The organism is Metabacillus sp. Hm71 (assembly GCF_051842955.2).
GTDB lineage: Bacteria > Bacillota > Bacilli > Bacillales > Bacillaceae > Metabacillus.
On sequence record NZ_CM200278.1, the window covers coordinates 33,770 to 59,842 of the forward strand.

At 39.1% G+C, this 26,073-nt stretch carries 25 protein-coding genes, 2 tRNA genes and 2 rRNA genes; 28 read left to right on the plus strand and 1 reads right to left on the minus strand.

Annotation, left to right across the window (positions count from 1 at the left end; all coding sequences use genetic code 11):
- The first annotated feature begins 47 nt into the window (after positions 1 to 47).
- From ACSVDH_RS00165 to rsmI, 15 genes are all read left to right on the plus strand, one after another.
- Positions 48 to 124, plus strand: a tRNA-Ile gene (locus tag ACSVDH_RS00165).
- Between the two features lie 17 nt (positions 125 to 141).
- Positions 142 to 217 (plus strand) — tRNA-Ala (locus tag ACSVDH_RS00170).
- A gap of 90 nt (positions 218 to 307) precedes the next feature.
- A 23S ribosomal RNA gene (locus ACSVDH_RS00175) occupies positions 308 to 3,239 on the plus strand.
- Positions 3,240 to 3,458: 219 nt separating this feature from the next.
- Positions 3,459 to 3,574 (plus strand): 5S ribosomal RNA (gene rrf, locus ACSVDH_RS00180).
- Between the two features lie 183 nt (positions 3,575 to 3,757).
- Positions 3,758 to 3,976, plus strand: a complete 219-nt coding sequence (locus ACSVDH_RS00185) for a sigma factor G inhibitor Gin (protein WP_299094552.1) — start codon at positions 3,758 to 3,760, stop codon at positions 3,974 to 3,976.
- 147 nt (positions 3,977 to 4,123) lie between these two features.
- Positions 4,124 to 5,560, plus strand: coding sequence for an aminotransferase class I/II-fold pyridoxal phosphate-dependent enzyme (locus tag ACSVDH_RS00190; protein WP_439253532.1), 1,437 nt, complete (start codon positions 4,124 to 4,126; stop codon positions 5,558 to 5,560).
- Between the two features lie 5 nt (positions 5,561 to 5,565).
- On the plus strand, positions 5,566 to 6,195 hold the full coding sequence (gene tmk, locus ACSVDH_RS00195) for a dTMP kinase (protein WP_439253531.1): 630 nt from the start codon (positions 5,566 to 5,568) through the stop codon (positions 6,193 to 6,195).
- Positions 6,196 to 6,276: 81 nt separating this feature from the next.
- Positions 6,277 to 6,606, plus strand: a complete 330-nt coding sequence (gene darA / locus ACSVDH_RS00200) for a cyclic di-AMP receptor DarA (protein ID WP_299094544.1) — start codon at positions 6,277 to 6,279, stop codon at positions 6,604 to 6,606.
- Between the two features lie 50 nt (positions 6,607 to 6,656).
- Positions 6,657 to 7,097 carry a YaaR family protein gene (locus tag ACSVDH_RS00205; RefSeq protein ID WP_439253530.1) on the plus strand — a complete coding sequence of 147 codons (441 nt, stop codon included), beginning with the start codon at positions 6,657 to 6,659 and terminating at the stop codon, positions 7,095 to 7,097.
- Positions 7,098 to 7,113: 16 nt separating this feature from the next.
- Positions 7,114 to 8,106, plus strand: a complete 993-nt coding sequence (gene holB / locus ACSVDH_RS00210) for a DNA polymerase III subunit delta' (protein ID WP_439253528.1) — start codon at positions 7,114 to 7,116, stop codon at positions 8,104 to 8,106.
- Positions 8,107 to 8,108: 2 nt separating this feature from the next.
- Complete coding sequence (locus tag ACSVDH_RS00215) at positions 8,109 to 8,936, plus strand: PSP1 domain-containing protein (protein WP_299094538.1); 828 nt, start codon at positions 8,109 to 8,111, stop codon at positions 8,934 to 8,936.
- A 13-nt stretch (positions 8,937 to 8,949) separates the two neighbouring features.
- A complete protein-coding gene (gene yabA, locus ACSVDH_RS00220) occupies positions 8,950 to 9,321 on the plus strand; it encodes a DNA replication initiation control protein YabA (protein WP_299094536.1) in 372 nt (123 codons plus the stop codon).
- A 141-nt stretch (positions 9,322 to 9,462) separates the two neighbouring features.
- Complete coding sequence (locus ACSVDH_RS00225) at positions 9,463 to 10,227, plus strand: tRNA1(Val) (adenine(37)-N6)-methyltransferase (RefSeq protein ID WP_439253527.1); 765 nt, start codon at positions 9,463 to 9,465, stop codon at positions 10,225 to 10,227.
- Positions 10,228 to 10,236: 9 nt separating this feature from the next.
- On the plus strand, positions 10,237 to 10,509 hold the full coding sequence (locus ACSVDH_RS00230; RefSeq protein ID WP_299094531.1) for a GIY-YIG nuclease family protein: 273 nt from the start codon (positions 10,237 to 10,239) through the stop codon (positions 10,507 to 10,509).
- A 7-nt stretch (positions 10,510 to 10,516) separates the two neighbouring features.
- Positions 10,517 to 11,398, plus strand: a complete 882-nt coding sequence (rsmI, locus tag ACSVDH_RS00235; RefSeq protein ID WP_439253526.1) for a 16S rRNA (cytidine(1402)-2'-O)-methyltransferase — start codon at positions 10,517 to 10,519, stop codon at positions 11,396 to 11,398.
- A gap of 36 nt (positions 11,399 to 11,434) precedes the next feature.
- On the opposite strand, the gene abrB is transcribed toward rsmI, so the two are convergent.
- Positions 11,435 to 11,716, minus strand: a complete 282-nt coding sequence (gene abrB, locus ACSVDH_RS00240; protein WP_299094527.1) for a transition state genes transcriptional regulator AbrB — start codon at positions 11,714 to 11,716, stop codon at positions 11,435 to 11,437.
- An 810-nt stretch (positions 11,717 to 12,526) separates the two neighbouring features.
- Between abrB and metG the strand changes: the two genes are divergently transcribed.
- From metG to glmU, 13 genes are all read left to right on the plus strand, one after another.
- Positions 12,527 to 14,512, plus strand: coding sequence for a methionine--tRNA ligase (gene metG, locus ACSVDH_RS00245; RefSeq protein ID WP_299094526.1), 1,986 nt, complete (start codon positions 12,527 to 12,529; stop codon positions 14,510 to 14,512).
- Between the two features lie 161 nt (positions 14,513 to 14,673).
- Positions 14,674 to 15,444 (plus strand): TatD family hydrolase, encoded by a 771-nt coding sequence (locus ACSVDH_RS00250; RefSeq protein WP_439253525.1) that lies wholly within the window; start codon positions 14,674 to 14,676, stop codon positions 15,442 to 15,444.
- A 242-nt stretch (positions 15,445 to 15,686) separates the two neighbouring features.
- Entirely contained in the window at positions 15,687 to 16,880 is a 1,194-nt protein-coding gene (locus ACSVDH_RS00255) for a ubiquitin-like domain-containing protein (RefSeq protein WP_439253524.1), read from the plus strand.
- Positions 16,881 to 17,048: 168 nt separating this feature from the next.
- The gene (gene rnmV / locus ACSVDH_RS00260; RefSeq protein ID WP_299094522.1) at positions 17,049 to 17,606 is read left to right on the plus strand and encodes a ribonuclease M5; all 558 of its coding nucleotides are present in this window, start codon (positions 17,049 to 17,051) and stop codon (positions 17,604 to 17,606) included.
- Positions 17,606 to 18,490: a 16S rRNA (adenine(1518)-N(6)/adenine(1519)-N(6))-dimethyltransferase RsmA gene (gene rsmA, locus ACSVDH_RS00265; RefSeq protein ID WP_299094550.1), complete on the plus strand. Its 885-nt coding sequence runs from the start codon at positions 17,606 to 17,608 to the stop codon at positions 18,488 to 18,490. The genes rnmV and rsmA overlap by 1 nt, the downstream gene beginning before the upstream one ends.
- 388 nt (positions 18,491 to 18,878) lie before the next feature.
- Positions 18,879 to 19,760: a sporulation peptidase YabG gene (gene yabG, locus ACSVDH_RS00270; protein WP_299093059.1), complete on the plus strand. Its 882-nt coding sequence runs from the start codon at positions 18,879 to 18,881 to the stop codon at positions 19,758 to 19,760.
- Positions 19,761 to 20,146: 386 nt separating this feature from the next.
- Entirely contained in the window at positions 20,147 to 20,416 is a 270-nt protein-coding gene (gene veg / locus ACSVDH_RS00275) for a biofilm formation stimulator Veg (RefSeq protein WP_046517522.1), read from the plus strand.
- Positions 20,417 to 20,716: 300 nt separating this feature from the next.
- A complete protein-coding gene (locus ACSVDH_RS00280) occupies positions 20,717 to 20,905 on the plus strand; it encodes a small, acid-soluble spore protein, alpha/beta type (RefSeq protein WP_439253523.1) in 189 nt (62 codons plus the stop codon).
- Positions 20,906 to 21,556: 651 nt separating this feature from the next.
- Positions 21,557 to 22,426 carry a 4-(cytidine 5'-diphospho)-2-C-methyl-D-erythritol kinase gene (gene ispE / locus ACSVDH_RS00285; protein ID WP_299093057.1) on the plus strand — a complete coding sequence of 290 codons (870 nt, stop codon included), beginning with the start codon at positions 21,557 to 21,559 and terminating at the stop codon, positions 22,424 to 22,426.
- A 59-nt stretch (positions 22,427 to 22,485) separates the two neighbouring features.
- Positions 22,486 to 23,331 carry a pur operon repressor gene (purR, locus tag ACSVDH_RS00290; protein ID WP_299093055.1) on the plus strand — a complete coding sequence of 282 codons (846 nt, stop codon included), beginning with the start codon at positions 22,486 to 22,488 and terminating at the stop codon, positions 23,329 to 23,331.
- Position 23,332: 1 nt separating this feature from the next.
- Positions 23,333 to 23,707, plus strand: coding sequence for a 2-iminobutanoate/2-iminopropanoate deaminase (ridA, locus tag ACSVDH_RS00295; RefSeq protein WP_299093054.1), 375 nt, complete (start codon positions 23,333 to 23,335; stop codon positions 23,705 to 23,707).
- Positions 23,708 to 23,908: 201 nt separating this feature from the next.
- Positions 23,909 to 24,199 carry a septation regulator SpoVG gene (gene spoVG / locus ACSVDH_RS00300; protein WP_046517517.1) on the plus strand — a complete coding sequence of 97 codons (291 nt, stop codon included), beginning with the start codon at positions 23,909 to 23,911 and terminating at the stop codon, positions 24,197 to 24,199.
- 489 nt (positions 24,200 to 24,688) lie between these two features.
- Positions 24,689 to 26,065, plus strand: a complete 1,377-nt coding sequence (glmU, locus tag ACSVDH_RS00305) for a bifunctional UDP-N-acetylglucosamine diphosphorylase/glucosamine-1-phosphate N-acetyltransferase GlmU (protein ID WP_299093052.1) — start codon at positions 24,689 to 24,691, stop codon at positions 26,063 to 26,065.
- The last annotated feature ends 8 nt before the right edge of the window (positions 26,066 to 26,073 follow it).

A 26,073-nucleotide genomic window follows, 5' to 3' on the forward strand; every position in this document is an offset into this window, starting at 1 on the left:
TTAGTTTTGAGAGAACTTTAACTCTCTAATAATAAAATGTAAGAGATGGGCCTATAGCTCAGCTGGTTAGAGCGCACGCCTGATAAGCGTGAGGTCGATGGTTCAAGTCCATTTAGGCCCACCATCTCATTTACTATAAACGGGGCCTTAGCTCAGCTGGGAGAGCGCCTGCTTTGCACGCAGGAGGTCAGCGGTTCGATCCCGCTAGGCTCCACCAATGTTCCTTGAAAACTAGATAACGATAACAATTCAAGTATTCACTGAGTTTAAACGCTTAGTTTAGTGATTCTTTCATAAAAAGATTTTTGGTTAAGTTATGAAGGGCGCACGGTGGATGCCTTGGCACTAGGAGCCGATGAAGGACGGTACTAACACCGATATGCTTCGGGGAGCTGTAAGTAAGCTTTGATCCGGAGATTTCCGAATGGGGAAACCCACTGTTCGTAATGGAACAGTATCTTTACCTGAATCCATAGGGTAATGAAGGCAGACCCGGGGAACTGAAACATCTAAGTACCCGGAGGAAGAGAAAGCAAACGCGATTTCCTGAGTAGCGGCGAGCGAAACGGAAGAAGCCCAAACCAAGAGGCTTGCCTCTTGGGGTTGTAGGACACTCTATTAGGAGTTACAAAGGAACGGGGTAAATGAAGCGGTCTGGAAAGGCCCGTCATAGAAGGTAACAACCCTGTAGTTGAAACTTCGTTCCCTCCAGAGTGGATCCTGAGTACGGCGGGACACGTGAAATCCCGTCGGAAGCAGGGAGGACCATCTCCCAAGGCTAAATACTCCCTAGTGACCGATAGTGAACCAGTACCGTGAGGGAAAGGTGAAAAGCACCCCGGAAGGGGAGTGAAAGAGATCCTGAAACCGTGTGCCTACAAGTAGTCAAAGCCCGTTAATGGGTAATGGCGTGCCTTTTGTAGAATGAACCGGCGAGTTACGATCCCGTGCAAGGTTAAGTTGAAGAGACGGAGCCGCAGCGAAAGCGAGTCTTAAATAGGGCGAATGAGTACGTGGTCGTAGACCCGAAACCAGGTGATCTACCCATGTCCAGGGTGAAGTTCAGGTAACACTGAATGGAGGCCCGAACCCACGCACGTTGAAAAGTGCGGGGATGAGGTGTGGGTAGCGGAGAAATTCCAATCGAACTTGGAGATAGCTGGTTCTCTCCGAAATAGCTTTAGGGCTAGCCTTGAATTAAGAGTCTTGGAGGTAGAGCACTGATTGGACTAGGGGCCCCCATCGGGTTACCGAATTCAGTCAAACTCCGAATGCCAAAGACTTATGTTCAGGAGTCAGACTGCGAGTGATAAGATCCGTAGTCAAGAGGGAAACAGCCCAGACCACCAGCTAAGGTCCCAAAGTATACGTTAAGTGGAAAAGGATGTGGAGTTGCTTAGACAACCAGGATGTTGGCTTAGAAGCAGCCACCATTTAAAGAGTGCGTAATAGCTCACTGGTCGAGTGACTCTGCGCCGAAAATGTACCGGGGCTAAACGTATCACCGAAGCTGTGGACTGTTCTTTTAGAACAGTGGTAGGAGAGCGTTCTAAGGGCTGTGAAGCTAGACCGTAAGGACTAGTGGAGCGCTTAGAAGTGAGAATGCCGGTATGAGTAGCGAAAGAGGGGTGAGAATCCCCTCCACCGAATGCCTAAGGTTTCCTGAGGAAGGCTCGTCCGCTCAGGGTTAGTCGGGACCTAAGCCGAGGCCGAAAGGCGTAGGCGATGGCCAACAGGTTGAAATTCCTGTACCACCTCCTCACCGTTTGAGCAATGGGGGGACGCAGAAGGATAGGGTAAGCGCGCTGTTGGATTAGCGCGTCCAAGCAGTTAGGCTGACAACGAGGCAAATCCCGTTGTCACATAAGCTGAGCTGTGATGGCGAGGGAACTATAGTACCGAAGTTCCTGATTCCACACTGCCAAGAAAAGCCTCTAGCGAGGTGTGAGGTGCCCGTACCGCAAACCGACACAGGTAGGCGAGGAGAGAATCCTAAGGTGAGCGAGAGAACTCTCGTTAAGGAACTCGGCAAAATGACCCCGTAACTTCGGGAGAAGGGGTGCTTTTTAGGGTGAATAGCCCGGAAAAGCCGCAGTGAATAGGCCCAGGCGACTGTTTAGCAAAAACACAGGTCTCTGCGAAGCCGCAAGGCGAAGTATAGGGGCTGACGCCTGCCCGGTGCTGGAAGGTTAAGGGGAGAGGTTAGCGCAAGCGAAGCTTTGAACTGAAGCCCCAGTAAACGGCGGCCGTAACTATAACGGTCCTAAGGTAGCGAAATTCCTTGTCGGGTAAGTTCCGACCCGCACGAAAGGCGTAACGATCTGGGCACTGTCTCAACGAGAGACTCGGTGAAATTATAGTACCTGTGAAGATGCAGGTTACCCGCGACAGGACGGAAAGACCCCGTGGAGCTTTACTGTAGCCTGATATTGAATTTTGGTACAGCTTGTACAGGATAGGTAGGAGCCTGAGAAGCCGGAGCGCCAGCTTCGGTGGAGGCGTCGGTGGGATACTACCCTGGCTGTATTGAAATTCTAACCCGCGGCCCTTATCGGGCCGGGAGACAGTGTCAGGTGGGCAGTTTGACTGGGGCGGTCGCCTCCTAAAATGTAACGGAGGCGCCCAAAGGTTCCCTCAGAATGGTTGGAAATCATTCGCAGAGTGTAAAGGCACAAGGGAGCTTGACTGCGAGACCTACAAGTCGAGCAGGGACGAAAGTCGGGCTTAGTGATCCGGTGGTTCCGCATGGAAGGGCCATCGCTCAACGGATAAAAGCTACCCCGGGGATAACAGGCTTATCTCCCCCAAGAGTCCACATCGACGGGGAGGTTTGGCACCTCGATGTCGGCTCATCGCATCCTGGGGCTGTAGTCGGTCCCAAGGGTTGGGCTGTTCGCCCATTAAAGCGGTACGCGAGCTGGGTTCAGAACGTCGTGAGACAGTTCGGTCCCTATCCGTCGTGGGCGCAGGAAATTTGAGAGGAGCTGTCCTTAGTACGAGAGGACCGGGATGGACGCACCGCTGGTGTACCAGTTGTCTTGCCAAAGGCATAGCTGGGTAGCTATGTGCGGAAGGGATAAGTGCTGAAAGCATCTAAGCATGAAGCCCCCCTCAAGATGAGATTTCCCTGTTACTTTGTAACGTAAGATCCCTGAAAGATGATCAGGTTGATAGGTCAGAGGTGGAAGCGCGGTGACGTGTGGAGCTGACTGATACTAATCGATCGAGGACTTAACCTATTTAATGCGTTAAACAAAGTGAATTGAATTATACATCGTTATCTAGTTTTGAAGGAATATAGTATTCCTAATAACTTTATACAAAGTTAGAGGGTTTCGAGGAACAAACAGTTCAAGGAATCGATTGAGGAGACACCGGAGCGTACAGCCGTACGTGAGGATGTTGACGATTGAGATGACGCAGAAATGTGAAGTTCATCGGAAGCCGTAAACCATTTATCTGGTGACGATGGCGAAGAGGTCACACCCGTTCCCATGCCGAACACGGAAGTTAAGCTCTTCAGCGCCGATGGTAGTTGGGGGTTTCCCCCTGTGAGAGTAGGACGTTGCCAGGTAAGAGGATGAAAAGATCAGTAGAGATACTGGTCTTTTTTGTTGTTTAAAGGAATAAAAACCGTAAGGTTTATTACTTTCAAGACAAACACAAAGCAATCACGAATAACATAAGGTATTAAATAAAAGATTTACGAAATTCTAAATTGTGTATACAATTGGTGATTCTGGGCAAACTGAAAAGTATGGAGGTGGAGAAAGTGAATTCTAATAGAATACCAAATTCCAAAGGGGAAACATGTATAATATGCGATATGGAAAAAAATGCAGGAATTCATCTCTATACGAGTTTTATTTGTGTAGACTGTGAAAAGGAAATGACAAGGACTAAACCATCTGATCCGAAATACAGCTATTTTTTAGAAAAGTTAAGAAGAATAAAAAACCCGCCACTTTATTCATAGAATTGTATAAACCATGAAATTAAAAGAAGCTGACACGAATCAGCTTTTTTTTATGAAAAAATAAGATGATAAATGATAATTTTGTTACTCAAGAACTTAAGTATTGCTATAATTATTTTATATTATTTAAAGGACGCTGATAGATATATGGAAACACCCCTCTTTACCGCATTAATGCAGCATTCAAAGAGGAACCCTATGTCCTTTCATGTTCCAGGACATAAAAATGGAACAGTCTTTATGGGCAAAGCTAAGCAAGTCTATAAGGGGATTTTACCGTTCGATGTGACTGAGCTTACTGGCTTAGATGATCTGCATCATCCTAAAGAAGCTATCGCTCATGCACAGGAGCTGACAGCATCCTTATATGGTGTAGAAAATACATACTTCTTAGTAAATGGGACAACAGTTGGAAATTTAGCGATGGTTTTAGCATGTTGCCGTGAAAATGACATCGTGCTCGTTCAACGAAATTCTCATAAATCAATTCTAAATGGAATTCAATTAGCTGGAGCTAATCCAGTTTTTTTATCACCAAAGGTAGATGAAGTTTATCAAGTTCCCTCTTATATAGAGATGGAGACTATAAAAGAGGCAATCGCTTGTTATCCAACAGCAAAGGCATTAGTTTTAACGAATCCAAATTACTATGGGTTGGCAATAGATTTAACAGAAATCATTCGATATGCACATGAGCGCAGTATACCGGTTCTTGTGGATGAGGCGCATGGTTCACATTTTATAACCGGAGATCAATTTCCTTTATCTGCTGTCCATGCAGGTGCAGATATCGTTGTTCATTCTGCTCATAAAACATTGCCGGCAATGACAATGGGTTCTTATCTGCATTTCAACAGTAAGATGGTTGATAAAGATAAGCTTGTTTATTACTTATCAATCTTGCAAAGCAGCAGTCCATCCTACCCGATTATGGCTTCATTGGACTTAGCTAGAGCTTATCTGGAAATGATAAAGAAAGAAGATAGACAACATGATATTTTGCAAGTGATCGCGGACTTTCGTGAGGAAATAAACTCTATTAATAATATCAAAATTGTTACATCCAAAGATCAGCTTGTTCAGACTGATCCATTAAAGCTTACCATAAGGGCTGCAAATGGATTAACCGGTTTTGAGCTTCAAGATTTTTTAGAAACAAAACAAATCTATACAGAACTAGCTGATCCTGCAAACGTGCTTTTTATTTTACCACTTGCCTATGATAAATTAATAATAAAGGAACTAGATACGATCAAAAGAAGGTTTCCTACTCCCTCTCATCCTATAAAACAACTGGTTCATATGAGTAATCGTCAATCGAAAAGGATTCAACCTATAGAAAAATCATATTCAGACTTAAAAACATGTAAAAAGAGAGTGGTAGCCTTTGGCGAAGCTATAGGACATTATGCAGCTGAAGCCATTATTCCTTATCCACCCGGAATACCTTTTATCATGATTGGTGAAACAATTACGAATGATCTTATTGAACAAGTAAAGGAACTAATAGAAATCGGCGCAACGATTCAGGGAGATGATCATATCCAACAAGGGAAGATTGCTGTATATATGAAAGGAAGCTGAGTAGATTGAAGGGAAAGTTTTTTACATTTGAAGGACCTGAAGGGGCTGGAAAGACGACTGTTTTAGAAATATTAATGAAAGATCTGGAGAAATCAGGTATTGAGGCTGTATTCACAAGGGAGCCTGGTGGGATTCAGATCGCAGAAAAGATACGTGAAGTCATTTTGAATAAGGAACATACGGAAATGGATTCAAGAACAGAAGCTCTTCTTTATGCCGCTGCCAGAAGACAGCATCTAGTAGAGAAGGTTATACCTTCAATAAACAAAGGCAAACATGTATTTTGTGACAGATTTATTGATAGTTCCTTAGCTTATCAAGGATATGCCAGAGGTTTAGGAATCGATGAAGTTTTTTCGATAAATGAATTTGCTATTAATGGCTTTTTACCGGATGTTACTTTTTATTTTAATATTGATCCAAAAGCAGGTCTTCAAAGGATTGCAAATAATGCAGAACGAGAGAAAAATCGCCTTGATATGGAAGATCTCTCGTTTCACTATAAGGTTCAAGAAGGATATCAGCAAGTAATCGAGAAATTTCAAGATAGGATCATAATTATTGACGCTGATCAACCTGTTGAAGAGGTTGTAGCTGATATTAAAGAGAGATTGAGAAAACATATTGATCTGTAATGTGAGCTAATATTAAATTACCATTAAACATGCAATGAATCACGTAGGATAAACATGTTACAATATAAGGGGGATATCATAATGAAATTAGTGATTGTTGTTGTACAGGATCAAGATAGCAATAAGCTTTTAAATGCTCTTATGGAACATAATTTCCGTGTAACAAAGCTGTCTAGTACAGGTGGATTCCTTAAATCCGGCAATACGACCTTTATGATAGGGACAGAGGATATAAGGGTGGATAAATGCTTGCAAATTATTAAGGACAATTGTAAATCGAGAGATCAGCTTGTCGCACCAGTTTCACCAATGGGAGGAAATGCGGATTCATTTATTCCTTATCCAGTTGAGGTAGAGGTAGGCGGGGCAACTGTATTCGTCCTTCCTGTAGACCAATTTCATCACTTCTAATAAACAATGCTTCATAACAGATATGGTGATCAATCGCCATGGAGGTTTTTATGAAAATCAGTCAAGTCATACGGACAGTCATAGATAAACGAGACATAGAGCAAAAAGCATTAATAATTTCCTCTAAGAAATTTCAGGATTTGGTCACAAAACAGGGGAACAAGCTTCAGCTCGAACAATTGAATAAATTACTCATTAACCTTGAAGATGCAGGTCGCCGATTAGCAAAATCAAGGAATTTTAGCGAACTTTCTAAATATAAAATATTGGTTAAAAAGTTTATTCATGAGGCTGTCGAGTATGGAATGGCGATGAAACAGTCAAGAAGCTGGGACTATAATAGGAATAGCCGGTCATTAAAAATCATTGAACAAATAGATCAGTCACTCGTTGAATTAGCTGACGAGGTCGTTAACAAGGAAAGCTCAACGATTGATATCCTTGCAAAAATAGGTGAGATAAAAGGATTACTGATTAACCTTTATACGTAGAGAGTGATGGAGAGAAATGGAGAAAAATTGGCAAGATCTCGCGTCGTATCAGCCGCGTGTTATGAAGTTACTAGCAAATAGTATACAAAAGAATCGGTTAGCACATGCCTATTTATTTGAGGGGAAAAAAGGAACGGGTAAAAAGGAGATAGGATTTTTGCTTGCCAAAAGTTTCTTTTGTGAAAATCTCCACGGCTTTGAACCATGCGAGAACTGCAGAAATTGTAAAAGGATCCAATCTGGAAATCACCCGGATGTTCATCTTGTTGAGCCTGATGGATTGTCAATCAAAAAAGGACAGATTCAGGCGTTGCAAGAGGAGTTTTCTAAATCAGGTGTAGAATCGAATAAAAAGCTTTATATGATAATACATGCTGATAAAATGACGGTAAATGCAGCAAATAGTTTATTAAAGTTTTTAGAAGAACCGAATGCGAATACAATTGCTATTTTAATAACTGAACAGTATCATAAAATGTTGAATACGATTTTATCCCGTTGTCAGTTGTTATCGTTTCAACCATTACAGCCTAAATCGATCGAGGAATCACTTACACAAAGCGGGGTTCCTAAGCAATTTGCGGCACTCATTGCACAGCTTACAAATGATCAAGAGGCTGCATTAGAGATTGCACAAGATGATTGGTTTGCGCAGGCTAGATTGAAAGTGATAAAATTATATGAAATGGTATCAGAGCGTAATGGACAGGCACCGATATTTGTTCATACAGAATGGATGAGCCATTTTAATGATAAGGAAAAGCAGGATACAGGTTTAGACTTGTTATTATATATATATAAAGATGTTTTATCGATCCAATTAGGAATGAACGAACAAGTAATTTTTCAAGACGTAATTCAGAAATTAAAGCAGCATGCCCTTCAAATGACACAAAGAAGTGTGACTGAGAAGATGACTTCTATTTTAGAAGCTAAAAAAAGGCTTCATGCCAATGTGAATCCACAATTAATGATGGAGCAATTGGTGTTAACATTGCAGGAGGGATAAGTTTGTATGATGTTGTAGGTGTTCGTTTTAAAAAAGCGGGCAAAATCTATTATTTCGACCCAAACGGTCTTTATATAGAGAAAGACGACTTTGTTATTGTCGAAACCATTCGTGGAATTGAATATGGGAAAGTCGTACTAAATAATAAAAAAGTTGAAGAGAATGATATTGTACTGCCGTTAAAAAAGGTCATTCGACTTGCAGATGAGAAAGATAAATTAATGGTTCAGGAAAATCAAGAGGCAGCAGAAGAGGCGTATCATGTATGCCAAAAGAAAGTTTCTGAGCATGGTTTAGATATGAAATTAGTAGATGTTGAATATACATTTGACCGCAATAAGGTGATCTTTTATTTCACAGCAGATGGACGCGTTGATTTTCGGGAGTTGGTTAAGGATTTAGCAGCTATTTTTAAAACGAGAATTGAGCTCCGACAAATTGGTGTTCGTGATGAAGCCAAAATGCTGGGCGGAATAGGACCTTGTGGCCGTATGTTATGCTGTTCAACCTTTTTAGGCGATTTTGAGCCTGTCTCCATTAAAATGGCAAAGGATCAAAACTTATCGTTAAATCCAACGAAAATTTCTGGTCTTTGCGGCCGCTTAATGTGCTGCTTAAAGTATGAAAATGATGATTATGAGTCTGCAAAGGAATTATTACCAGACATTGGCGAAGTGATCGGTACACCTAAGGGGCTTGGAAAAGTTGTTGGGTTAAATATTTTAGAGCAAATTATACAGGTTGACCTGGTTGAACAAGAACGCGTGGTAGAATACACTTGGGATGAATTGCAGAAAGAAGGCGTAGTTCCAATGCAATCCACAGATTGATGAGGTGGAACAAGTGGATAAAAAAGAGATATTTGAGTTTGTCAGCAGCATGGAGGAACAGATAGGATCTTTATATACTCAATTGGGTGAATTGAAGCAGCATTTAGGGGATCTTATTGAAGAGAACCAGCATTTAAAAATCGAAAATGAGAACCTACGCCGAAGACTAGACTCAACATTAACAAATGCAAATGCTGAAAAAACAAAGAAACCAACATCGAAGGAAAAAAAGCAAACAAGGCAAAACCAAATTGATATAGGCGAAGGATATGATAACCTAGCAAGATTGTATCAAGAAGGCTTTCATATTTGTAATTTGCATTATGGCAGCCTTCGTAAGGATGGAGATTGTTTATTTTGCTTATCATTCCTTAATAAGAAATAAAAGTGGCTGGCTCATGATCATTTGTCCCTCTTTAAAAAAACAAGAGAGGGATGGTATCTTTTGATTATGTGTCAGTTTTTTTATGCTTAATAGGGATAATAGAAATGCGCTTGTGTATTTCTTAAAAGGAGTTATTTATTCATGGATAAATTAATAGGTGATGAACGACTTGATTATTTATTAGCCGAGGATCTTAGAATTATACAGAGTCCAACGGTCTTTTCATTTTCCCTAGATGCGGTTTTACTATCGAGATTTGCTTACATGCCGATTCAAAGGGGAAATATCATTGACTTATGTACAGGAAATGGCATTATCCCATTAATCCTTAGTACAAGAACAAAAGGCAAAATTACTGGAGTCGAGATCCAGGAACGACTTTATGATATGGCAACAAGAAGTGTTGCCTATAATAACTTGGAACATCAGATTCACATGATTCATGGCGATCTCAAAGATATGCCGAAGCATTTAGGATTTGGAAAATTTGATGTTGTAACTTGTAATCCTCCTTACTTTGCGACACCTTTGAAAGAGAATCAAAATCCTAATAAATATCTTGCGATTGCACGTCATGAGATTCTTTGTACGTTAGACGATGTCATCAGAGTAAGTAGTCAGCTTGTGAAACAAGGTGGTAAAATAGCTTTGGTCCATAGGCCGGGCAGACTGGCTGATATTATAGAACTCATGAGGAAGTATCGGGTTGAACCGAAACGAATTCAATTTGTTTATCCTAAACAAGGAAAAGAAGCAAATACGTTATTAATTGAAGGGATTAAAGATGGGAATACGGATTTAAAGCTGTTGCCTCCTGTATTTGTTTATAACCATGACAACGAATACACAAAAGAGATAAAGACAATATTATATGGAGATAAACAAGAGGATATGCAAGCACAATAAGGAGTTTATATGGAAAATACAAATCATTATTTTTATGTTCTTGAATGTAATGATGGTAGTTACTATGCCGGATATACAGTGGATCTGAAGCAACGGCTAAAAAAACATAATGAGGGTAAAGGTGCTAAATATACAAGAGGAAGAACACCTGTTAAACTATTGTATTCGGAAATGTATGAAACAAAGAGTGAAGCGTTAAAAAGGGAAATTTCCTTTAAAAGGCTACCAAGGAAAGCAAAGGAGAAATACTTAAACGAATCTAGATCTAATATAGAAGGGTGAAGGGAGCATGCTGCAACAACAAAAAAGTTTTCAAAATGAAGAAAAAGAACTAGGAGATTTATATCTTGTTCCAACACCAATAGGAAATTTAGAGGATATGACGTTTCGTGCGATAAAGGTGCTTAAAGAGGTGGATGTAATTGCTGCCGAAGACACCCGTCAAACGAAAAAGCTCTGCAATCATTTTGAAATCAATACGCCAATATTTAGTTATCATGAGCATAATAAAGAAACAAGCGGCAACCGAGTGCTTGAATTATTACAGCAAAAGAAAAACATCGCACTAGTAAGTGATGCAGGTATGCCGACCATTTCAGACCCAGGCAGTGAATTAGTAAAGCAGGTCCTTGCTTCTGGGGGAAGTGTCATTCCACTCCCTGGTGCAAATGCTGCATTAACAGCCCTGATTGCTTCTGGAATTACGCCTCAGCCATTTTACTTTTTTGGTTTTTTAGATCGGCAAAAAAAAGAAAAAAAACAGCAGCTTGACCAGTTGCGCGGAAGAATGGAAACCATTATTTTATATGAATCGCCCCATCGCTTAAAAGAAACATTACAGTTAATAGCCGATTATTTAGGCAATCGTTCTATTTGTATATCAAGGGAATTAACAAAGAAATTTGAAGAATTTATTAGAGGATCAGTAAGTGAAGTTATGAAGTGGTCAGAGGAAAATGAAATTCGTGGTGAGTTTTGTATCATCATTGAGGGAGCTCATGAAGACGTACATACTGAAAAAGAAGATGCATGGTGGAGTCATTTAAGTTTAAAAGAACATGTGGATCATTATATCAAACAAGATATGTCCTCAAAAGAAGCAATAAAACGAGTTTCCAGTGAAAGAAATATTCAGAAACGTGAGGTTTATCAAGCGTATCACATTGATTAAAAGGCTGTCAGTGACAGCCTTTTTCATATATGTTTATTATTTTTGAATAAGTTGGCGTTGAAGTTCTGCTAAAATTTGTTCTGCACCTTCGCGGCTAAGTACAAGTTTGCCGTTTGCAAGAGCTAAGTTGTCATCGGAAACTTCACCAGTAATTTGGCAAGTCATGTTTGGTTTGTATTTCTTAAGGATGATTTTTTCATCATCAACATAAATTTCTAACGCATCTTTCTCTGCAATACCCAATGTACGGCGTAGTTCGATAGGAATAACAACACGGCCTAATTCATCAACTTTACGTACAATACCAGTAGATTTCATAATTGTTAGTCTCCTCTCAATTTTGACATATTCTATGTTTTTTATTTATACTTCGTCAATATTCGACAAAAACTGATTTGCTTTTTAAGCATATCAGTGTTTCCAATAAACGTCAATCATTTTATTTATTTTTCCATGTAAAAAAATAGATGTTATAGGAAAAACCTTATGAGAACAATGTTTCCATAAATGTCTACCCTCAAAACATGGTAATAAAACCTTAAATTGGAAATAAACAACGGGATTAAATCCATTTTTTTGTTGGAAAGGAATGAGAAGTATTCGACAAGAGACAGCGGAAATTCGACAATTTCCATCAGCAGCTTAAAAGACATGTCGAATGACAGAAATCTTAAAACTTTAGGTATATATTCTTGATATTAGGGGCTAAGATGGTATCATAAAAGAGTATGAAAAAATCAAAAATGGATAGGTTAGTTAATGCTGTGCCATTATGAAAGTTGTCCATAATCATAATTATCTACCATAACGCTCTCGTCCTTAGGGGCGAGAGCGTTTTTTAATAGTTTAAGAAGGGAGTATAACTTTTTGAACTTTGTTTTTGTGTTTAGTTCTAGGCGCCATCGGTGAAGCACAGGACGTGCAAGTGCAGTCAAGAGATAAGGATGCCCTAGTTTTTGACTGCCTCTAGAGTCAAGACAAATAGGAATTGAAGGTAAAGAACACCTTCTATTCTGATTCGCTTTATGCTTGTTGCCGAATGCTAAGCGCCTTGCGCTTTTCTTAATGAAAGCTAGTATATTCTAGGAGAATCAAACCGTTTTTAACGTTTTAGAGGAGGTTTACATAATGGAGAATAACCAAAAAACATTTTATATTACAACACCTATTTATTATCCAAGTGGAAAGCTACATATAGGACATGCTTATACGACAGTGGCAGGGGATGCGATGGCCCGTTATAAACGGATGCGCGGATATGATGTCATGTATTTGACAGGTGTAGATGAGCATGGCCAAAAAATTCAACGTAAAGCAGAGGAAAGTAATGTAACTCCTCAAGAGTATGTAGATAATATTGTAACAGGGATTAAAGATCTTTGGAGTAAGATGGATATTTCCTACGATGATTTTATTAGAACCACTCAAGACCGTCATAAATTTGTTGTTGAAAAGATCTTTTCACAGCTTGTTGAACAGGGTGACATTTATTTAGATGAATACGAAGGATGGTATTCTGTTCCAGATGAAACCTATTATACTGAGCTGCAGCTAGTCGATCCAATCATTGAAAATGGAAAAATAGTCGGCGGGAAAAGCCCTGATAGCGGTCATCCTGTTGAACTGGTTAAGGAAGAATCTTACTTCTTTAGAATGGGGAAATATGTTGACAGACTATTAGCCTTTTATGAAGAAAATCCGCAGTTTATCCAACCAGAATCTAGAAAAAATGAGATGATTAATAACTTTATTAAGCCTGGTCTTGAAGATTTGGCTGTTTCACGTACAACGTTTGACTGGGGGATAAAAGTTCCGGGAGATCCAAAACATGTGATTTATGTGTGGATTGACGCGTTATCTAACTATATTACAGCCCTTGGTTTTGGTACAGACAATGATGAGAAATATAAAAAGTATTGGCCTGCTGATGTTCATATTGTTGGGAAGGAAATTGTCCGCTTCCACACAATTTACTGGCCGATTATGTTAATGGCATTAGATTTGCCTCTTCCTAAGAAAGTGTTTGCTCATGGCTGGCTTTTAATGAAGGATGGCAAAATGTCGAAATCGAAAGGAAATGTTGTTGACCCTGTGACCTTGATTGAGAGATATGGATTAGATGCTCTTCGTTATTACTTATTAAGAGAGGTTCCATTTGGTTCGGATGGTGTCTTTACTCCAGAAGGTTTTATTGATCGTGTAAATTATGATTTAGCTAATGATTTAGGGAATTTATTAAATAGAACAGTAGCGATGATCGAAAAATATTTTAATGGTCAAGTGCCTGAATACAATGGTGCACAAACAGAATTTGATGAGCAGCTTGCAGCATTTTCGCAACATACAGTGAAAAAGTATGAGGATGCAATGGAAAAAATGGAATTTTCAATTGCACTTTCATCGTTATGGCAATTTATTAGCCGGACAAATAAATACATTGATGAAACACAACCATGGGTGCTGGCAAAAGAAGAAGCAAATCGTGATAAGTTAGCTTCCGTAATGGTTCATCTAGCAGAATCTTTACGTATTACGGCTGTATTATTAAAGCCATTCTTAACAGACACACCAAATAAAATTTTCCACCAACTTGGAATTAACAATGATGACCTTCAAGCTTGGGATAGTATCACAAGCTTTGGCGCAATTAATCAAACTCAAGTCAATAAACAAGCGCCAATTTTCCCTCGTCTTGAGGTTGACGAAGAGGTCCAATATATTAAAGAGCAAATGAAGGGATCTGCTCCTGTACAAGAAGAGAAAAAAGAAACAAAAGCACCGCCATTGGAAGATGAAATCATGATTGATGATTTTATGAAGGTTGATCTTCGCGTGGCAGAGGTCATCCATGCAGAGCCAGTTAAAAAGGCAGACCGCCTTCTAAAACTCCAGTTGGATTTAGGCTATGAAAAACGACAAGTTGTTTCCGGAATCGCAAAATATTACAAGCCTGAAGATTTAATTGGTAAAAAGGTCATTTGTGTTGTAAACCTTAAGCCGGTAAAACTTCGAGGAGAACTTTCCCAAGGAATGATTTTAGCCGGTTCTCAAGAAAATGTGTTGTCAGTTGCAACGGTAGATGCAAGTTTGCCGAATGGATCAAGAGTAAAATAATAAATCAAGGCTGATGCCTTAAATAGCGATAAAATAAGGGTTTGAACCTTAGTTTTAGTGATAGTTGGAAAATAGTCTTTTATAAAAAAGAGGGGTGTTCCACGTGTAACATTTTGTAGAACACCCCTTTGATTTGTCGAATTGAAAGGAAGAGGTAAATTATGCTATTTGATACCCACGCTCATTTAAATGCAGTTCAATACGAAGAAGATATAGTAGAGGTCATTCAACGAGCAAAAGCAGAAAACGTAACACATATCGTAGTTGTTGGATTTGACAAGGAAACGATAACGAAAGCAATGGAATTAACTAATCAGTATGACATGATATATGCAGCAGTCGGATGGCATCCTGTTGATGCAATTGATATGACAGATGAGGATTTAGCTTGGATTAAAGAATTGACCTCACATCCAAAGGTTGTTGCTATCGGTGAGATGGGACTAGATTATTATTGGGACAAATCTCCGAAAGATGTGCAAAAGGAAGTATTTCGCAAGCAGATTCAATTAGCGAAAGAAGTGCAGCTTCCCATTATTATTCATAATCGTGATGCTACAGAGGATGTTGTAAAAATTTTAAATGAAGAGAAGGCAAGTGAAGTAGGCGGTATCATGCATTGCTTTACAGGCAGTCTTGAGGTTGCGAAGCAGTGTATGGATATGAACTTTTATCTTTCGTTTGGCGGACCCGTAACGTTTAAAAATGCGAAAAAGCCAAAGGAAGTTGTGAAAGAGATACCGATGGAGCGTCTTCTCATCGAAACAGATTGTCCTTATTTGACACCACATCCTTTTAGAGGCAAACGAAATGAGCCAAGCTATGTAAAATATGTTGCTGAACAAATTGCTGAGCTCAGAGGAATAAGTATTGAAGAAGTTGCGACAAAAACTTCCGACAATGCCAAAAAATTATTCGGCATAACTCGATAACGAAACATGTCGAGTTATGGGGTAGCTTGTCCAACTAGATAAAAAATCTTAAAAGTTCTACATATCTCATCTCCCTCATAGTATATCCTTGTCGATAACTCTTTCTTCACATTTGCCTCATTTTTACGCATAATTATGAATACGTTGGAAAAATGAGACAACGTCGAAAGGGTTGACAAGATGAAAGATACTCTATATAATCCACGAGGAAGAAGGAGGCGTTTTTCATTTTCATTCAAAACATGAAAAAGCTGTTTTCCGAAAGAGTAATAAATAGTAAGGTTGTCCTTTCTACTGCTAGTATACTAGTGTTAGGATCTGGTGTCGCATACGGTACATATGAGGGATCAAAAGATACTGTCGCATTGAATGTGAACGGGAAAGAAGAAAAAATACGTACTCATGCAGATACAGTCGGTGCATTATTAAAAGAATTAGATATAGATTACAGACAAGAAGATCACATTTCACCTGCAGCAAGTAAACGGATAGAAGGAAATATGGAGATTGTCTATGAAGCTTCTAAGCCCGTTAAACTTGCTATTGGCGAAAAGCGAAGGACAATTTGGACGACAGCTGATACAGTAAAGGAACTCATTGAACAGGAAAATTTAGATGTAACAGAGCATGATAAAATCGAACCAGCATTAGATACGAAGATTGAAAAGAATTTGTCATTAACAATTGATAAAGCATTCAAACTTGCACTAAATGTTGGCGATCAAAAACAACAAGTTTGGACTACTTCGACTACTGTCGCTGACTTTTTAAAGGAACACAACATAAAATTGAATAAATTAGATGAAGTCAAGCCGGCTCTTACGGAAAAGATTGATGCTAAGAGTACCATAACGGTTACACGTATAGAAAAAGTCACCGATGTAGTGGAAGAACCAATTGCCTTTAATGTCGTTACCAAAAAAGATAGCAGCCTTGAAAAAGGGGAACAAAAAATCATTGAATCTGGTAAAGAAGGCAAGCAGAAGAAGCACTTTGAAATCGTTATTAAAAATGGAAAAGAATTTTCTAGGAAGCTATTAAAAACAGAAACCGTAGAAGAAAGTGAAGCTAGAGTTGTTGCGTTAGGAACGAAGGCTGTTCAACCTGTAAGTACTGCTACCGTTTCACGCGGCAATGATTCTGTTGCGAAAGAGTTTTATGTGAGATCAACAGCTTATACTGCCTATTGTAATGGTTGTTCCGGTACCACTGCTACAGGGCTTAATTTACGAGCAAATCCTAACGCTAAGGTAATCGCTGTTGACCCAAGTGTTATCCCATTAGGTACAAAAGTGTATGTCGAGGGCTATGGATATGCAGTTGCTGCTGACACAGGTTCAGCAATTAAAGGCAATAAAATCGACGTGTTCATTTCATCGAAATCAGCTGCCTATCGATGGGGTTCGAAAAGAGTAAAAATTAAAATTCTAAATTAAACGCTGACAGAGGGTTTTTATCCCTCTGTTTTTTTGCGTTATAATGAAGGGTATACTTGCTTATAAGATAAAGTAAAAACGAAAGAACTGGTATTACAGGGATTCATTTGGATTCAATATATTAGACGAAAAGACTTTATGAAAAGTTTCAGCTTTTTGGAGGAAAAAATGAAAATAAAAGAAATTATTGTGGTTGAGGGGAAAGATGATACAACTGCCATTAAAAGAGCAGTTGATGCGGACACAATTGAAACCAATGGTTCTTCTATTGGAGAGTCGGTTATCGAGCAAGTTAAGCTTGCACAGCAAACGAGAGGCGTCATTATTTTTACTGACCCTGATTTCCCTGGAGAGAAAATAAGAAAAACGATAGCAGCGAAGGTTCCTGGCTGTAAGCATGCATTCTTACCAAAAGAGGAAGCGAGACCTAAAAACGGAAAAGGGATAGGAGTTGAGCATGCCTCTGCCAGATCCATTCGAAATGCTTTGCAGTCAGTGAAGGAAGAGATGGAAGAATTCACGAGTGAAATCGTTTTTGATGATTTATTAGATGCAGGACTTATTGGCGGAAATAAGGCACGTGCCAGACGTGAAAAGTTAGGTGTTTTATTAAAAATAGGCTATACCAATGGAAAACAGCTTCATAAAAGACTGCAGATGTTTCAAATCTCAAGGGATGATTACATAAAAGCAGTAACCAAAATCCTACAGGAGGAAAATAATTGATGATGAAGGACATTGCCACACCCGTTAGAACAAGGGAGATATTAGAAAAATACGGTTTTTCCTTTAAAAAAAGCTTAGGACAAAACTTTCTGATTGAACCGAATGTTTTAACAAGAATTGTTGATCATGCAAATGTATCAGAAAAAACTGGTGTCATTGAAATTGGACCAGGAATCGGTGCGTTAACCGAACAGCTTGCAAGAAGAGCGAAGAAGGTTGTTGCTTTTGAAATTGATTCCCGGCTGTTGCCGATTTTAAATGAAACATTAGCTCCTTATGCCAATGTTTCAATTATCCATCAAGATGTGTTGGAAGCGAACTTACAGGAAGCCGTAAAGGAACACTTTAGTGACTGTGAGGAAATTATGGTGGTGGCTAACTTGCCTTATTATGTCACGACACCAATCATTATGAAGCTGTTAGAAGACAAGCTGCCGCTTAAAGGAATCGTAGTCATGTTGCAAAAAGAGGTAGCAGAGCGAATATCCGCAAAACCGTCAACAAAGGAATATGGTTCGTTATCGATTGCTGTGCAATACTATACGGATGCAAAAACGGTGATGACGGTTCCAAAGACTGTTTTTGTTCCGCAACCTAATGTTGATTCGGCGATCATTCGTTTATTAGTAAGGGATCAGCCCATTGTAAAAGTAAAGAACGAGACATTCTTTTTTGAAATTGTTCGTGCAAGCTTTGCACAAAGAAGGAAAACACTGCTTAATAACTTAGTTCATTTTTTACCAAATGGCAAAGAGTTAAAACCGATCATTGAAGAAACCCTGGCACAGGTTGAGATCGACGGCAAACGAAGAGGAGAATCCCTTTCAATTGATGAGTTTGCGAAATTAAGTGATGCATTAGATTATATGCTAAATAAAGCGTAAAAGGTAAGAAAGTATAAAATTTTGTACTTAGTTTTAGTGTCTAGCTCCAGCACCTAGCCTCTCTAGGGTCTAGCCACTCATGAATTAAAGGCAAAGAACGCCTTCTATTCATGAGCGTCTTATTTGCCCTAGGCTGAACAAGGCGCTTGCGCTTTTCTTATGATAGGATTTTAAGGCATGGTTTACGTTGTAGACTATGCTTTATTTTTATTTAACGTAAATGCTTCTTCATTTGCTTTTTTTTTAGGCGACATATCACCAATTATCAAAAACAACATAGGCTAGAAAAGGATACTTTTTTAGAAGATGATAATAATCCTACAATGGCCGTGTTTGTATTGGAGCGAGCAAGGTGCTTGTGCTTTTCTTAAAATTGGAGTGATCAATTATGCAGGTGAAAATTGGAGATGTTGTAGCAAGAAAATCTTATCAGCTTGACCTGTTATTTCGAGTGATTGATGTAAAAACAACTGCTTCAGGAGAGCAGATTGCAACCTTATATGGTGATGAAGTTAGATTAATAGCTGATGCACAATGCAGTGATCTCGTCATTGTGGATGAGATGGAGAAAAATAGCCGCAAGCAAAAGGAAAAGGAATTGATTGAGCAGTCATATTATTTATTTCGCCAAGATTATCAGCTGTTAAGAGAGAAGCAAGAATATTATGCAACATCCAGTTATAGCCACAACGAAGAGTTTTTTCATATACCTGGAAGAGTCCTTCATGTTGATGGAGATCCCCTTTATTTGCAAAAATGTTTAGCCTTATATGAAAAGATCGGTGTCCCCGTAAATGGTATTCATGTTAGTGAAAAGGAAATGCCAGAAAAAATTACGGGTCTTCTCGAAAGCTATCGTCCTGATATTTTAGTGATAACAGGTCATGATGCTTATTCAAAGCATAAAGGAAATATAGATGATTTAAATGCGTACCGCCATTCAAAAGAGTTCGTGCAAACTGTCCGCAATGCCCGTAAAAAAGTTTCCCACCTTGACCAGCTCGTGATTTTTGCAGGAGCATGTCAATCCCATTTCGAATCCTTAATTAGGGCAGGCGCTAATTTTGCCAGCTCTCCATCAAGGGTAAATATCCATGCCTTAGACCCTGTTTACATTGTCGCTAAAATAAGCTTTACTCCGTTTGTTGAACGGATTAATGTTTGGGATGTCCTTCGAAACACGTTAACAAGGGAAAAGGGTCTTGGCGGTGTTGAAACAAGGGGAGTGCTTAGGACAGGAATGCCATTCAGAAAACATAGTAATCAGTAAATGTTGCCGCTTATCGATATAAGTGGCTCTTTCTAATAGAAAAGAGCTGCTTGGACAGTGATAAAATATCATCTTTTTTTGATAAAATTCATCTTTTTTAACCATGAAATACCATCTGGTATTCATTGTTTTTTCTTAGCGAAAACCAAAAAATAATGAATCTTTTCCTCTGTTTACGGCTTATAAATGAACATTTGAATAAAAAATAAAAAAAACATTCATTTTTGCACATAAAATTAATATTGTCGGAACAAACTATCTGTGAAGGATGAAGAATTTTGTTGAAAATAATTTATTGACAGTTGGGAAAAGTTATTGATATAATTTTAATTTTATTTGACTTACATAGGCAAAAGCTGTATAATTACATTAGTGAGGTGGATGCAATGGGAAAAACTCTAACGGATATTAAAAAGTCCTTGGATGGAAATCTTGGCAGACGACTAACTTTAAGAGCAAACGGTGGTCGTAGGAAAACGATAGAACGCTGTGGTGTACTTGCAGAAACCTATCCATCTGTCTTTGTTATTGAGCTTGATCAAGATGAAAATTCGTTTGAACGTGTATCTTACAGCTATGCTGATGTGTTAACGGAAACAGTACAATTAACATTTTTTGAAGATACAACAGGTTCATTTGCAGTTAGTGGACAGTAGACAGAATTGTTTACTGTTTTTTCTTTTGTCTTTTTTTAAAAAGGTATAACTTTTTGTACTTAGTTTTTGTGTCTAGCTCCAGCACTTAGCCCCTCTAGGGTGTAACCACTCAGGAATTGAAGGCAAAGAACGCCTTCTATTCCTATTCGCCTTATGCTTGTCCCCTTATGCTTAGCGCCTTGCGCTTTTCTTAGAAGCAGTTCCCTACATAAATCGATAAATAAGTGTAGATAATAGAAAATGCCACCGTTCAATCTCTTCTTTTATCCATATTTATCCTTTGAAAGGATGTGTAGTGTTATGGGCAGACGTCGTGGAATTATGTCTGAAAGCTTTAAATATGAATTAGCAAAGGACTTAGGTTTTTACGAAACAGTAAAAGAAGAAGGATGGGGAGCAATTCGGTCACGTGATGCAGGAAATATGGTTAAACGTGCAATTGAATTAGCTGAGTCTCAGCTTGCTCAACATCATCGTGGTCAAAAGTAATGTGAAGTATCAGGGTTGACTGGTAAGCTTTATCGCCTTATTTTTTGAGGAGTGAGCTTATACAGTCAGCCCTTTGTCTATAGGAAGAATGAAGTCAGCATGTTCTTGAGTCGCTGGCACTTAAGCCTTTGTAAGATATACAACGAACTCAGTTTTCGTGTCCAGCTGCAGCGCCTAGCTCCTCGAGTCATAAGCCACTTAGGAATTGAAGACAAAGAACGTCTTCTATTCCTAAGCGTCTTATGCTTGTCGGAGCTGAACGAGGCTCTTCCGCATTTCGAATGTCCAGCTGCAGCGCCTAGCTCCTCGAGTCATAAGCCACTTAGGAATTGAAGACAAAGAACATCTTCTATTCCTAAGCGTCTTATGCTTGTCGGAGCTGAACGAGGCGCTTCCGTATTTCGAATTGTCCAGCTGCAGCGCCTAGCTCCTCGAGTCATAAGCCACTTAGGAATTGAAGACAAAGAACGTATTCTATTCCTAAGCGTCTTATGCTTGTCGGAGCTGAACGAGGCGCTTCCGTATTTCGAATTGTCCAGCTGCAGCGTCTAAGCGGGTGCTTCCGCTTTTCTTTGTCGAAAAAAGAAATACTATGCCTGCTTTTGTGGTACAATGTTGATACAATTTTAGATCGTTAAAGTAGGTGAATACATGCGTGTGTTAGAAAAAGCACCAGCGAAGATAAATTTATCATTGGACGTCCTTTTTAAACGGAAGGATGGCTTTCATGAAGTGAAAATGATTATGACAACCATCGATTTAGCTGACCGGGTCGAGCTCGTTTCTTTGCCATATGATGAGATTTGTATTGTGTCTCAAAATCGTTTTGTTCCAGATGATCATCGTAATTTGGCTTATCAAGCGGCTAAATTGTTAAAGGAAAGGTATAAGATCCGTAAAGGTGTGTCGATATCGATTACAAAAACGATTCCAGTTGCTGCAGGATTAGCGGGAGGCAGCAGTGATGCAGCGGCAACATTACGAGGATTAAATCGCTTATGGAACTTGGGTTTATCTATAGAAGAGTTAGCAAGGCTGGGAGCAGAAATCGGTTCAGATGTTTCATTCTGTGTTTATGGCGGAACGGCATTAGCTACAGGACGAGGGGAAATCATCCATCATATCGACCCTCCGCCACATTGTTGGGTTGTTCTTGCAAAGCCGACAATTGGCGTTTCAACTGCTGATGTTTATAAAAATTTAAACATAAATTCGATCGAGCATCCTGATGTTGAAGGAATGGTTGAAGCTATTAAAGCAGGAGACTATGACCAGATCTGCAAACTAATGGGAAATGTACTAGAAAGTGTAACTTTACATATGTATCCTGAAGTAGCAAATATTAAAGATCAAATGAAGCGTTTTGGTGCTGATGCCGTTCTCATGAGCGGGAGCGGACCGACTGTATTCGGTCTTGTACAATATGAATCACGATTGCCGAGAGTTTATAATGGACTTCGAGGGTTTTGTGACCAAGTATTTGCAGTACGAATGCTGGGGGAGCGAAACAGCCTTGATTAAATACGGATATTAAGTTATATTTACTATAATAATATTCGGATTTTGGAGGTTACCATTTCATGAAATTTCGTCGTAGTGGTCGTCTTGTGGATATGACAAACTATTTGCTTCATCATCCACATTCGTTAGTGCCATTAACCTATTTTTCAGAGAAGTATCAATCAGCTAAATCATCCATAAGCGAAGACTTGACGATTATTAAAGAGACTTTTGAGCAACATGGAATTGGAACATTACTCACTGTACCTGGTGCTGCGGGCGGAGTAAAGTTTATTCCGCAGGTCGAGGAAAATGAAGCAAAACAATTTATAGACGAGCTTTGTGAATTAATGGCTAAACCAGAAAGGCTGCTTCCAGGAGGTTATTTATATTTAACCGATATCCTTGGTGACCCCTCGATTGTTAACAAATTAGGGAGATTATTTGCAACCGTTTTTAGTAATCGGAAAATTGATGTCGTGATGACTGTTGCAACAAAGGGGATCCCATTGGCGTATGCTGTTGCAGCTCAACTTGATGTACCGGTCGTGATCGTAAGGAAAGATAGCAAAGTAACAGAAGGATCTACAGTAAGCATTAACTATGTTTCAGGCTCATCTAAACGTATTCAAACGATGCTGCTAGCTAAGCGTAGCTTAAAGGAAGGCTCTAATGTGTTAATTATTGATGACTTCATGAAGGCTGGAGGCACAATCAACGGGATGATCAGCCTTCTTGAGGAGTTCCAGGCTAAGGTTGCAGGGATCGGAGTTCTTGTAGAAACTGAGGGAGTAGAAGAAAGACTGGTGGACGAATATATCTCTCTCGTAAAACTCACTGATGTAGATACGCGTGAAAAGCATATCCAAGTAAAGCCCGGGACTTATTTTCAATTTATTAAAGAAAAAAAGATTGGAGAGGAATAATATGAAAATTGTCAGCACTAATCAAGCACCTGCCGCAATCGGCCCATACTCGCAAGGGATTATTGTGAATAATTTGTTTTATAGCTCAGGTCAAATCCCGTTAACTGCTGAAGGGGAAATGGTAACAGGAGATATTTCTGAACAAACTCATCAAGTATTTAAAAACTTAAAAGCTGTTCTTGAGGAGGCAGGCGCATCTCTTGAATCAGTGGTAAAAGCAACAGTGTTCCTTCAAGATATGAATTCATTTGCTGCATTTAATGAAGTATATGGTCAATATTTTTCAGAGCATAAGCCAGCTCGTTCTTGCGTTGAGGTGGCACGTCTCCCAAAAGATGCTCTAGTTGAAATAGAAGTCATCGCATTAATTAAATAACGTTTTTGCATACGGACTGTCTCAGAGGTTTAATCCTTTGTTTTGAGACAGTCCTTTTACATTATTAAGATCTTTTGCTTAATACCTCTTTTCCTCCCTTATCTAAATTTTAAAAAAATTTTCAAATATTGCAGGAATATATAAAAGAACGTTGAAATAGTAACTAAAGTTTTTCATATGGGGGAAAAGGTGGTGAACAGGATGGAAGTTACAGACGTAAGATTACGCCGCGTAAATACCGAAGGACGTATGAGAGCAATTGCATCAATCACGCTAGATCATGAATTTGTTGTTCATGATATCCGTGTTATTGATGGAAATAACGGTCTCTTCGTTGCGATGCCAAGTAAGAGAACTCCTGATGGAGAGTTCAGAGATATTGCACACCCTATTAATTCTAATACACGCGGAAAAATTCAAGACGCTGTATTAGCAGAATATCACCGTTTAGGTGAGTTAGAAGTAGAATTTGAAGAAGCAGGTGCTTCATAAAATATAAAAAGGGACTTTGCAGATAAATGCAAAGTCCTTTTTTATCGTTTAGAAAATTCATTGAACTGTGGATAAGCACTGCTACATCCAGCTCCGAAGCACAGGATGTGCAAGTGCAGTCTGTGCGACAGGACGTCGCGTTTTTGACTGCCAGCGCCTATCGCCTATCAAACTTCAGATCATCTCCCTACGATAAGTCAACATCGGTTCGCTTCGCTTACCGTGTTTCCTTTATCTCAGTCGATGCTCCTCCAGTTTGTACGGCGATGACCAAGGCGCTTGCGCTTTTGTTCTTCATGAGACCCTTTATTGTGTTAAAGTGAACGTGCGAAAAAATATTATTATGATAAAATTAGAAATATCATGTACTTTTATTTGCTATCTTGAAATACGAGTTATTTTAAGATATATTTTTTTATGGATAAAAAGGTACTAGACATTTAATAGTTTAATTAAAAAAGGTTAAATATAAAAATGGAGGCCTAGTAAATGGAAAATCGCTACGCAGTTATTTTAGCTGCAGGACAAGGCACACGGATGAAATCTTCATTATATAAAGTTCTGCATTCTGTATGTGGAAAACCTATGGTACAACATGTTTTAGACCAAGTATCTAAATTAGAGTTAACAAAAATCGTGACAGTTGTTGGACATGGTGCTGAAAAAGTAAAATCAGAGCTTGGCGATGCGAGTGAGTATGCGTTACAAAGTGAACAGTTAGGAACTGCTCATGCGGTTATGCAGGCGGCATCATACCTAGAGAATGAAGAGGGAACAACAATTGTCATCTGTGGCGATACACCTCTTATTACTTCAGAAACGATGGCAGCATTATTAACTCATCATAAAGAAACAAATGCAAAAGCAACGATCTTAACAGCAAAGGCTGATGATCCAACAGGCTATGGCCGTATTGTTCGCAATGAAGCCGGTACGGTAGAAAAAATAGTTGAGCATAAAGATGCAACAGATGCAGAAAGAGAAATTGCTGAAATTAATACTGGTACATATTGCTTTGATAATAAAGAATTATTTAAAGCATTATCACATGTATCAAATGATAATGTGCAAGGGGAATACTATCTTCCAGATGTGATAGAGATTCTAAAAAAGGAAGGAAAAATTGTTTCTGCCTATCAAACAGCTTCTTTTGATGAAACATTAGGAGTTAACGATCGAATCGCGTTATCACAGGCGGAAAAAATTATGAAGCAGCGCATCAATAAAGAGCATATGAGAAACGGTGTAACACTTATTGATCCTGATAACACCTATATTTCTGCAGATGCTGTTATTGGCCGCGATACTGTTATCTACCCGGGAACGATGATTCTAGGTGAAACAGTTATAGGTGAAAACTGCCTGATCGGACCGAATACAGAAATTAAAAATTGCACGGTGCAAAACGAAACGACAATCCGTCAATCTGTTGCACATGACAGTCAAATCGGCAACAGTGTTAACATTGGACCTTTTGCTCATATTCGTCCTTTATCATCGATATCTGATGAAGTGAAAATCGGAAATTTCGTTGAAGTTAAAAAGTCGACAATGGGTAAGGGCAGCAAAGCATCACACTTAAGCTATATTGGCGATGCTGAGGTAGGTTCCGATGTTAATCTTGGCTGCGGATCAATTACGGTTAATTATGACGGAAAAAATAAGTTTTTAACAAAGATTGAAGATGGGGCATTTATTGGATGTAACTCAAATTTAATTGCACCAGTAACAATTGGCAAAGAAGCATATGTTGCTGCGGGATCAACGGTTACAGATGATGTACCAGAGAAAGCATTAACAGTTGCACGTTCACGACAAGTAAATAAAGAGAATTATGTCGATCGAATAAAAAATAAAAATTCCTAATGGAGGTT

Coding starts and splice junctions, on each gene's coding strand:
- ACSVDH_RS00185 (WP_299094552.1), top strand. CDS start 3,758: ATGGAGGTGGAGAAAGTGAATTCTAATAGAATACCAAATTCCAAAGGG.
- ACSVDH_RS00190 (WP_439253532.1), top strand. CDS start 4,124: ATGGAAACACCCCTCTTTACCGCATTAATGCAGCATTCAAAGAGGAAC.
- darA (WP_299094544.1), top strand. CDS start 6,277: ATGAAATTAGTGATTGTTGTTGTACAGGATCAAGATAGCAATAAGCTT.
- ACSVDH_RS00205 (WP_439253530.1), top strand. CDS start 6,657: ATGAAAATCAGTCAAGTCATACGGACAGTCATAGATAAACGAGACATA.
- holB (WP_439253528.1), top strand. CDS start 7,114: ATGGAGAAAAATTGGCAAGATCTCGCGTCGTATCAGCCGCGTGTTATG.
- ACSVDH_RS00225 (WP_439253527.1), top strand. CDS start 9,463: ATGGATAAATTAATAGGTGATGAACGACTTGATTATTTATTAGCCGAG.
- ACSVDH_RS00230 (WP_299094531.1), top strand. CDS start 10,237: ATGGAAAATACAAATCATTATTTTTATGTTCTTGAATGTAATGATGGT.
- rsmI (WP_439253526.1), top strand. CDS start 10,517: ATGCTGCAACAACAAAAAAGTTTTCAAAATGAAGAAAAAGAACTAGGA.
- abrB (WP_299094527.1), bottom strand. CDS start 11,716: ATGAAATCTACTGGTATTGTACGTAAAGTTGATGAATTAGGCCGTGTT.
- metG (WP_299094526.1), top strand. CDS start 12,527: ATGGAGAATAACCAAAAAACATTTTATATTACAACACCTATTTATTAT.
- ACSVDH_RS00250 (WP_439253525.1), top strand. CDS start 14,674: ATGCTATTTGATACCCACGCTCATTTAAATGCAGTTCAATACGAAGAA.
- ACSVDH_RS00255 (WP_439253524.1), top strand. CDS start 15,687: ATGAAAAAGCTGTTTTCCGAAAGAGTAATAAATAGTAAGGTTGTCCTT.
- rnmV (WP_299094522.1), top strand. CDS start 17,049: ATGAAAATAAAAGAAATTATTGTGGTTGAGGGGAAAGATGATACAACT.
- rsmA (WP_299094550.1), top strand. CDS start 17,606: ATGATGAAGGACATTGCCACACCCGTTAGAACAAGGGAGATATTAGAA.
- yabG (WP_299093059.1), top strand. CDS start 18,879: ATGCAGGTGAAAATTGGAGATGTTGTAGCAAGAAAATCTTATCAGCTT.
- veg (WP_046517522.1), top strand. CDS start 20,147: ATGGGAAAAACTCTAACGGATATTAAAAAGTCCTTGGATGGAAATCTT.
- ACSVDH_RS00280 (WP_439253523.1), top strand. CDS start 20,717: ATGGGCAGACGTCGTGGAATTATGTCTGAAAGCTTTAAATATGAATTA.
- ispE (WP_299093057.1), top strand. CDS start 21,557: ATGCGTGTGTTAGAAAAAGCACCAGCGAAGATAAATTTATCATTGGAC.
- purR (WP_299093055.1), top strand. CDS start 22,486: ATGAAATTTCGTCGTAGTGGTCGTCTTGTGGATATGACAAACTATTTG.
- ridA (WP_299093054.1), top strand. CDS start 23,333: ATGAAAATTGTCAGCACTAATCAAGCACCTGCCGCAATCGGCCCATAC.
- spoVG (WP_046517517.1), top strand. CDS start 23,909: ATGGAAGTTACAGACGTAAGATTACGCCGCGTAAATACCGAAGGACGT.
- glmU (WP_299093052.1), top strand. CDS start 24,689: ATGGAAAATCGCTACGCAGTTATTTTAGCTGCAGGACAAGGCACACGG.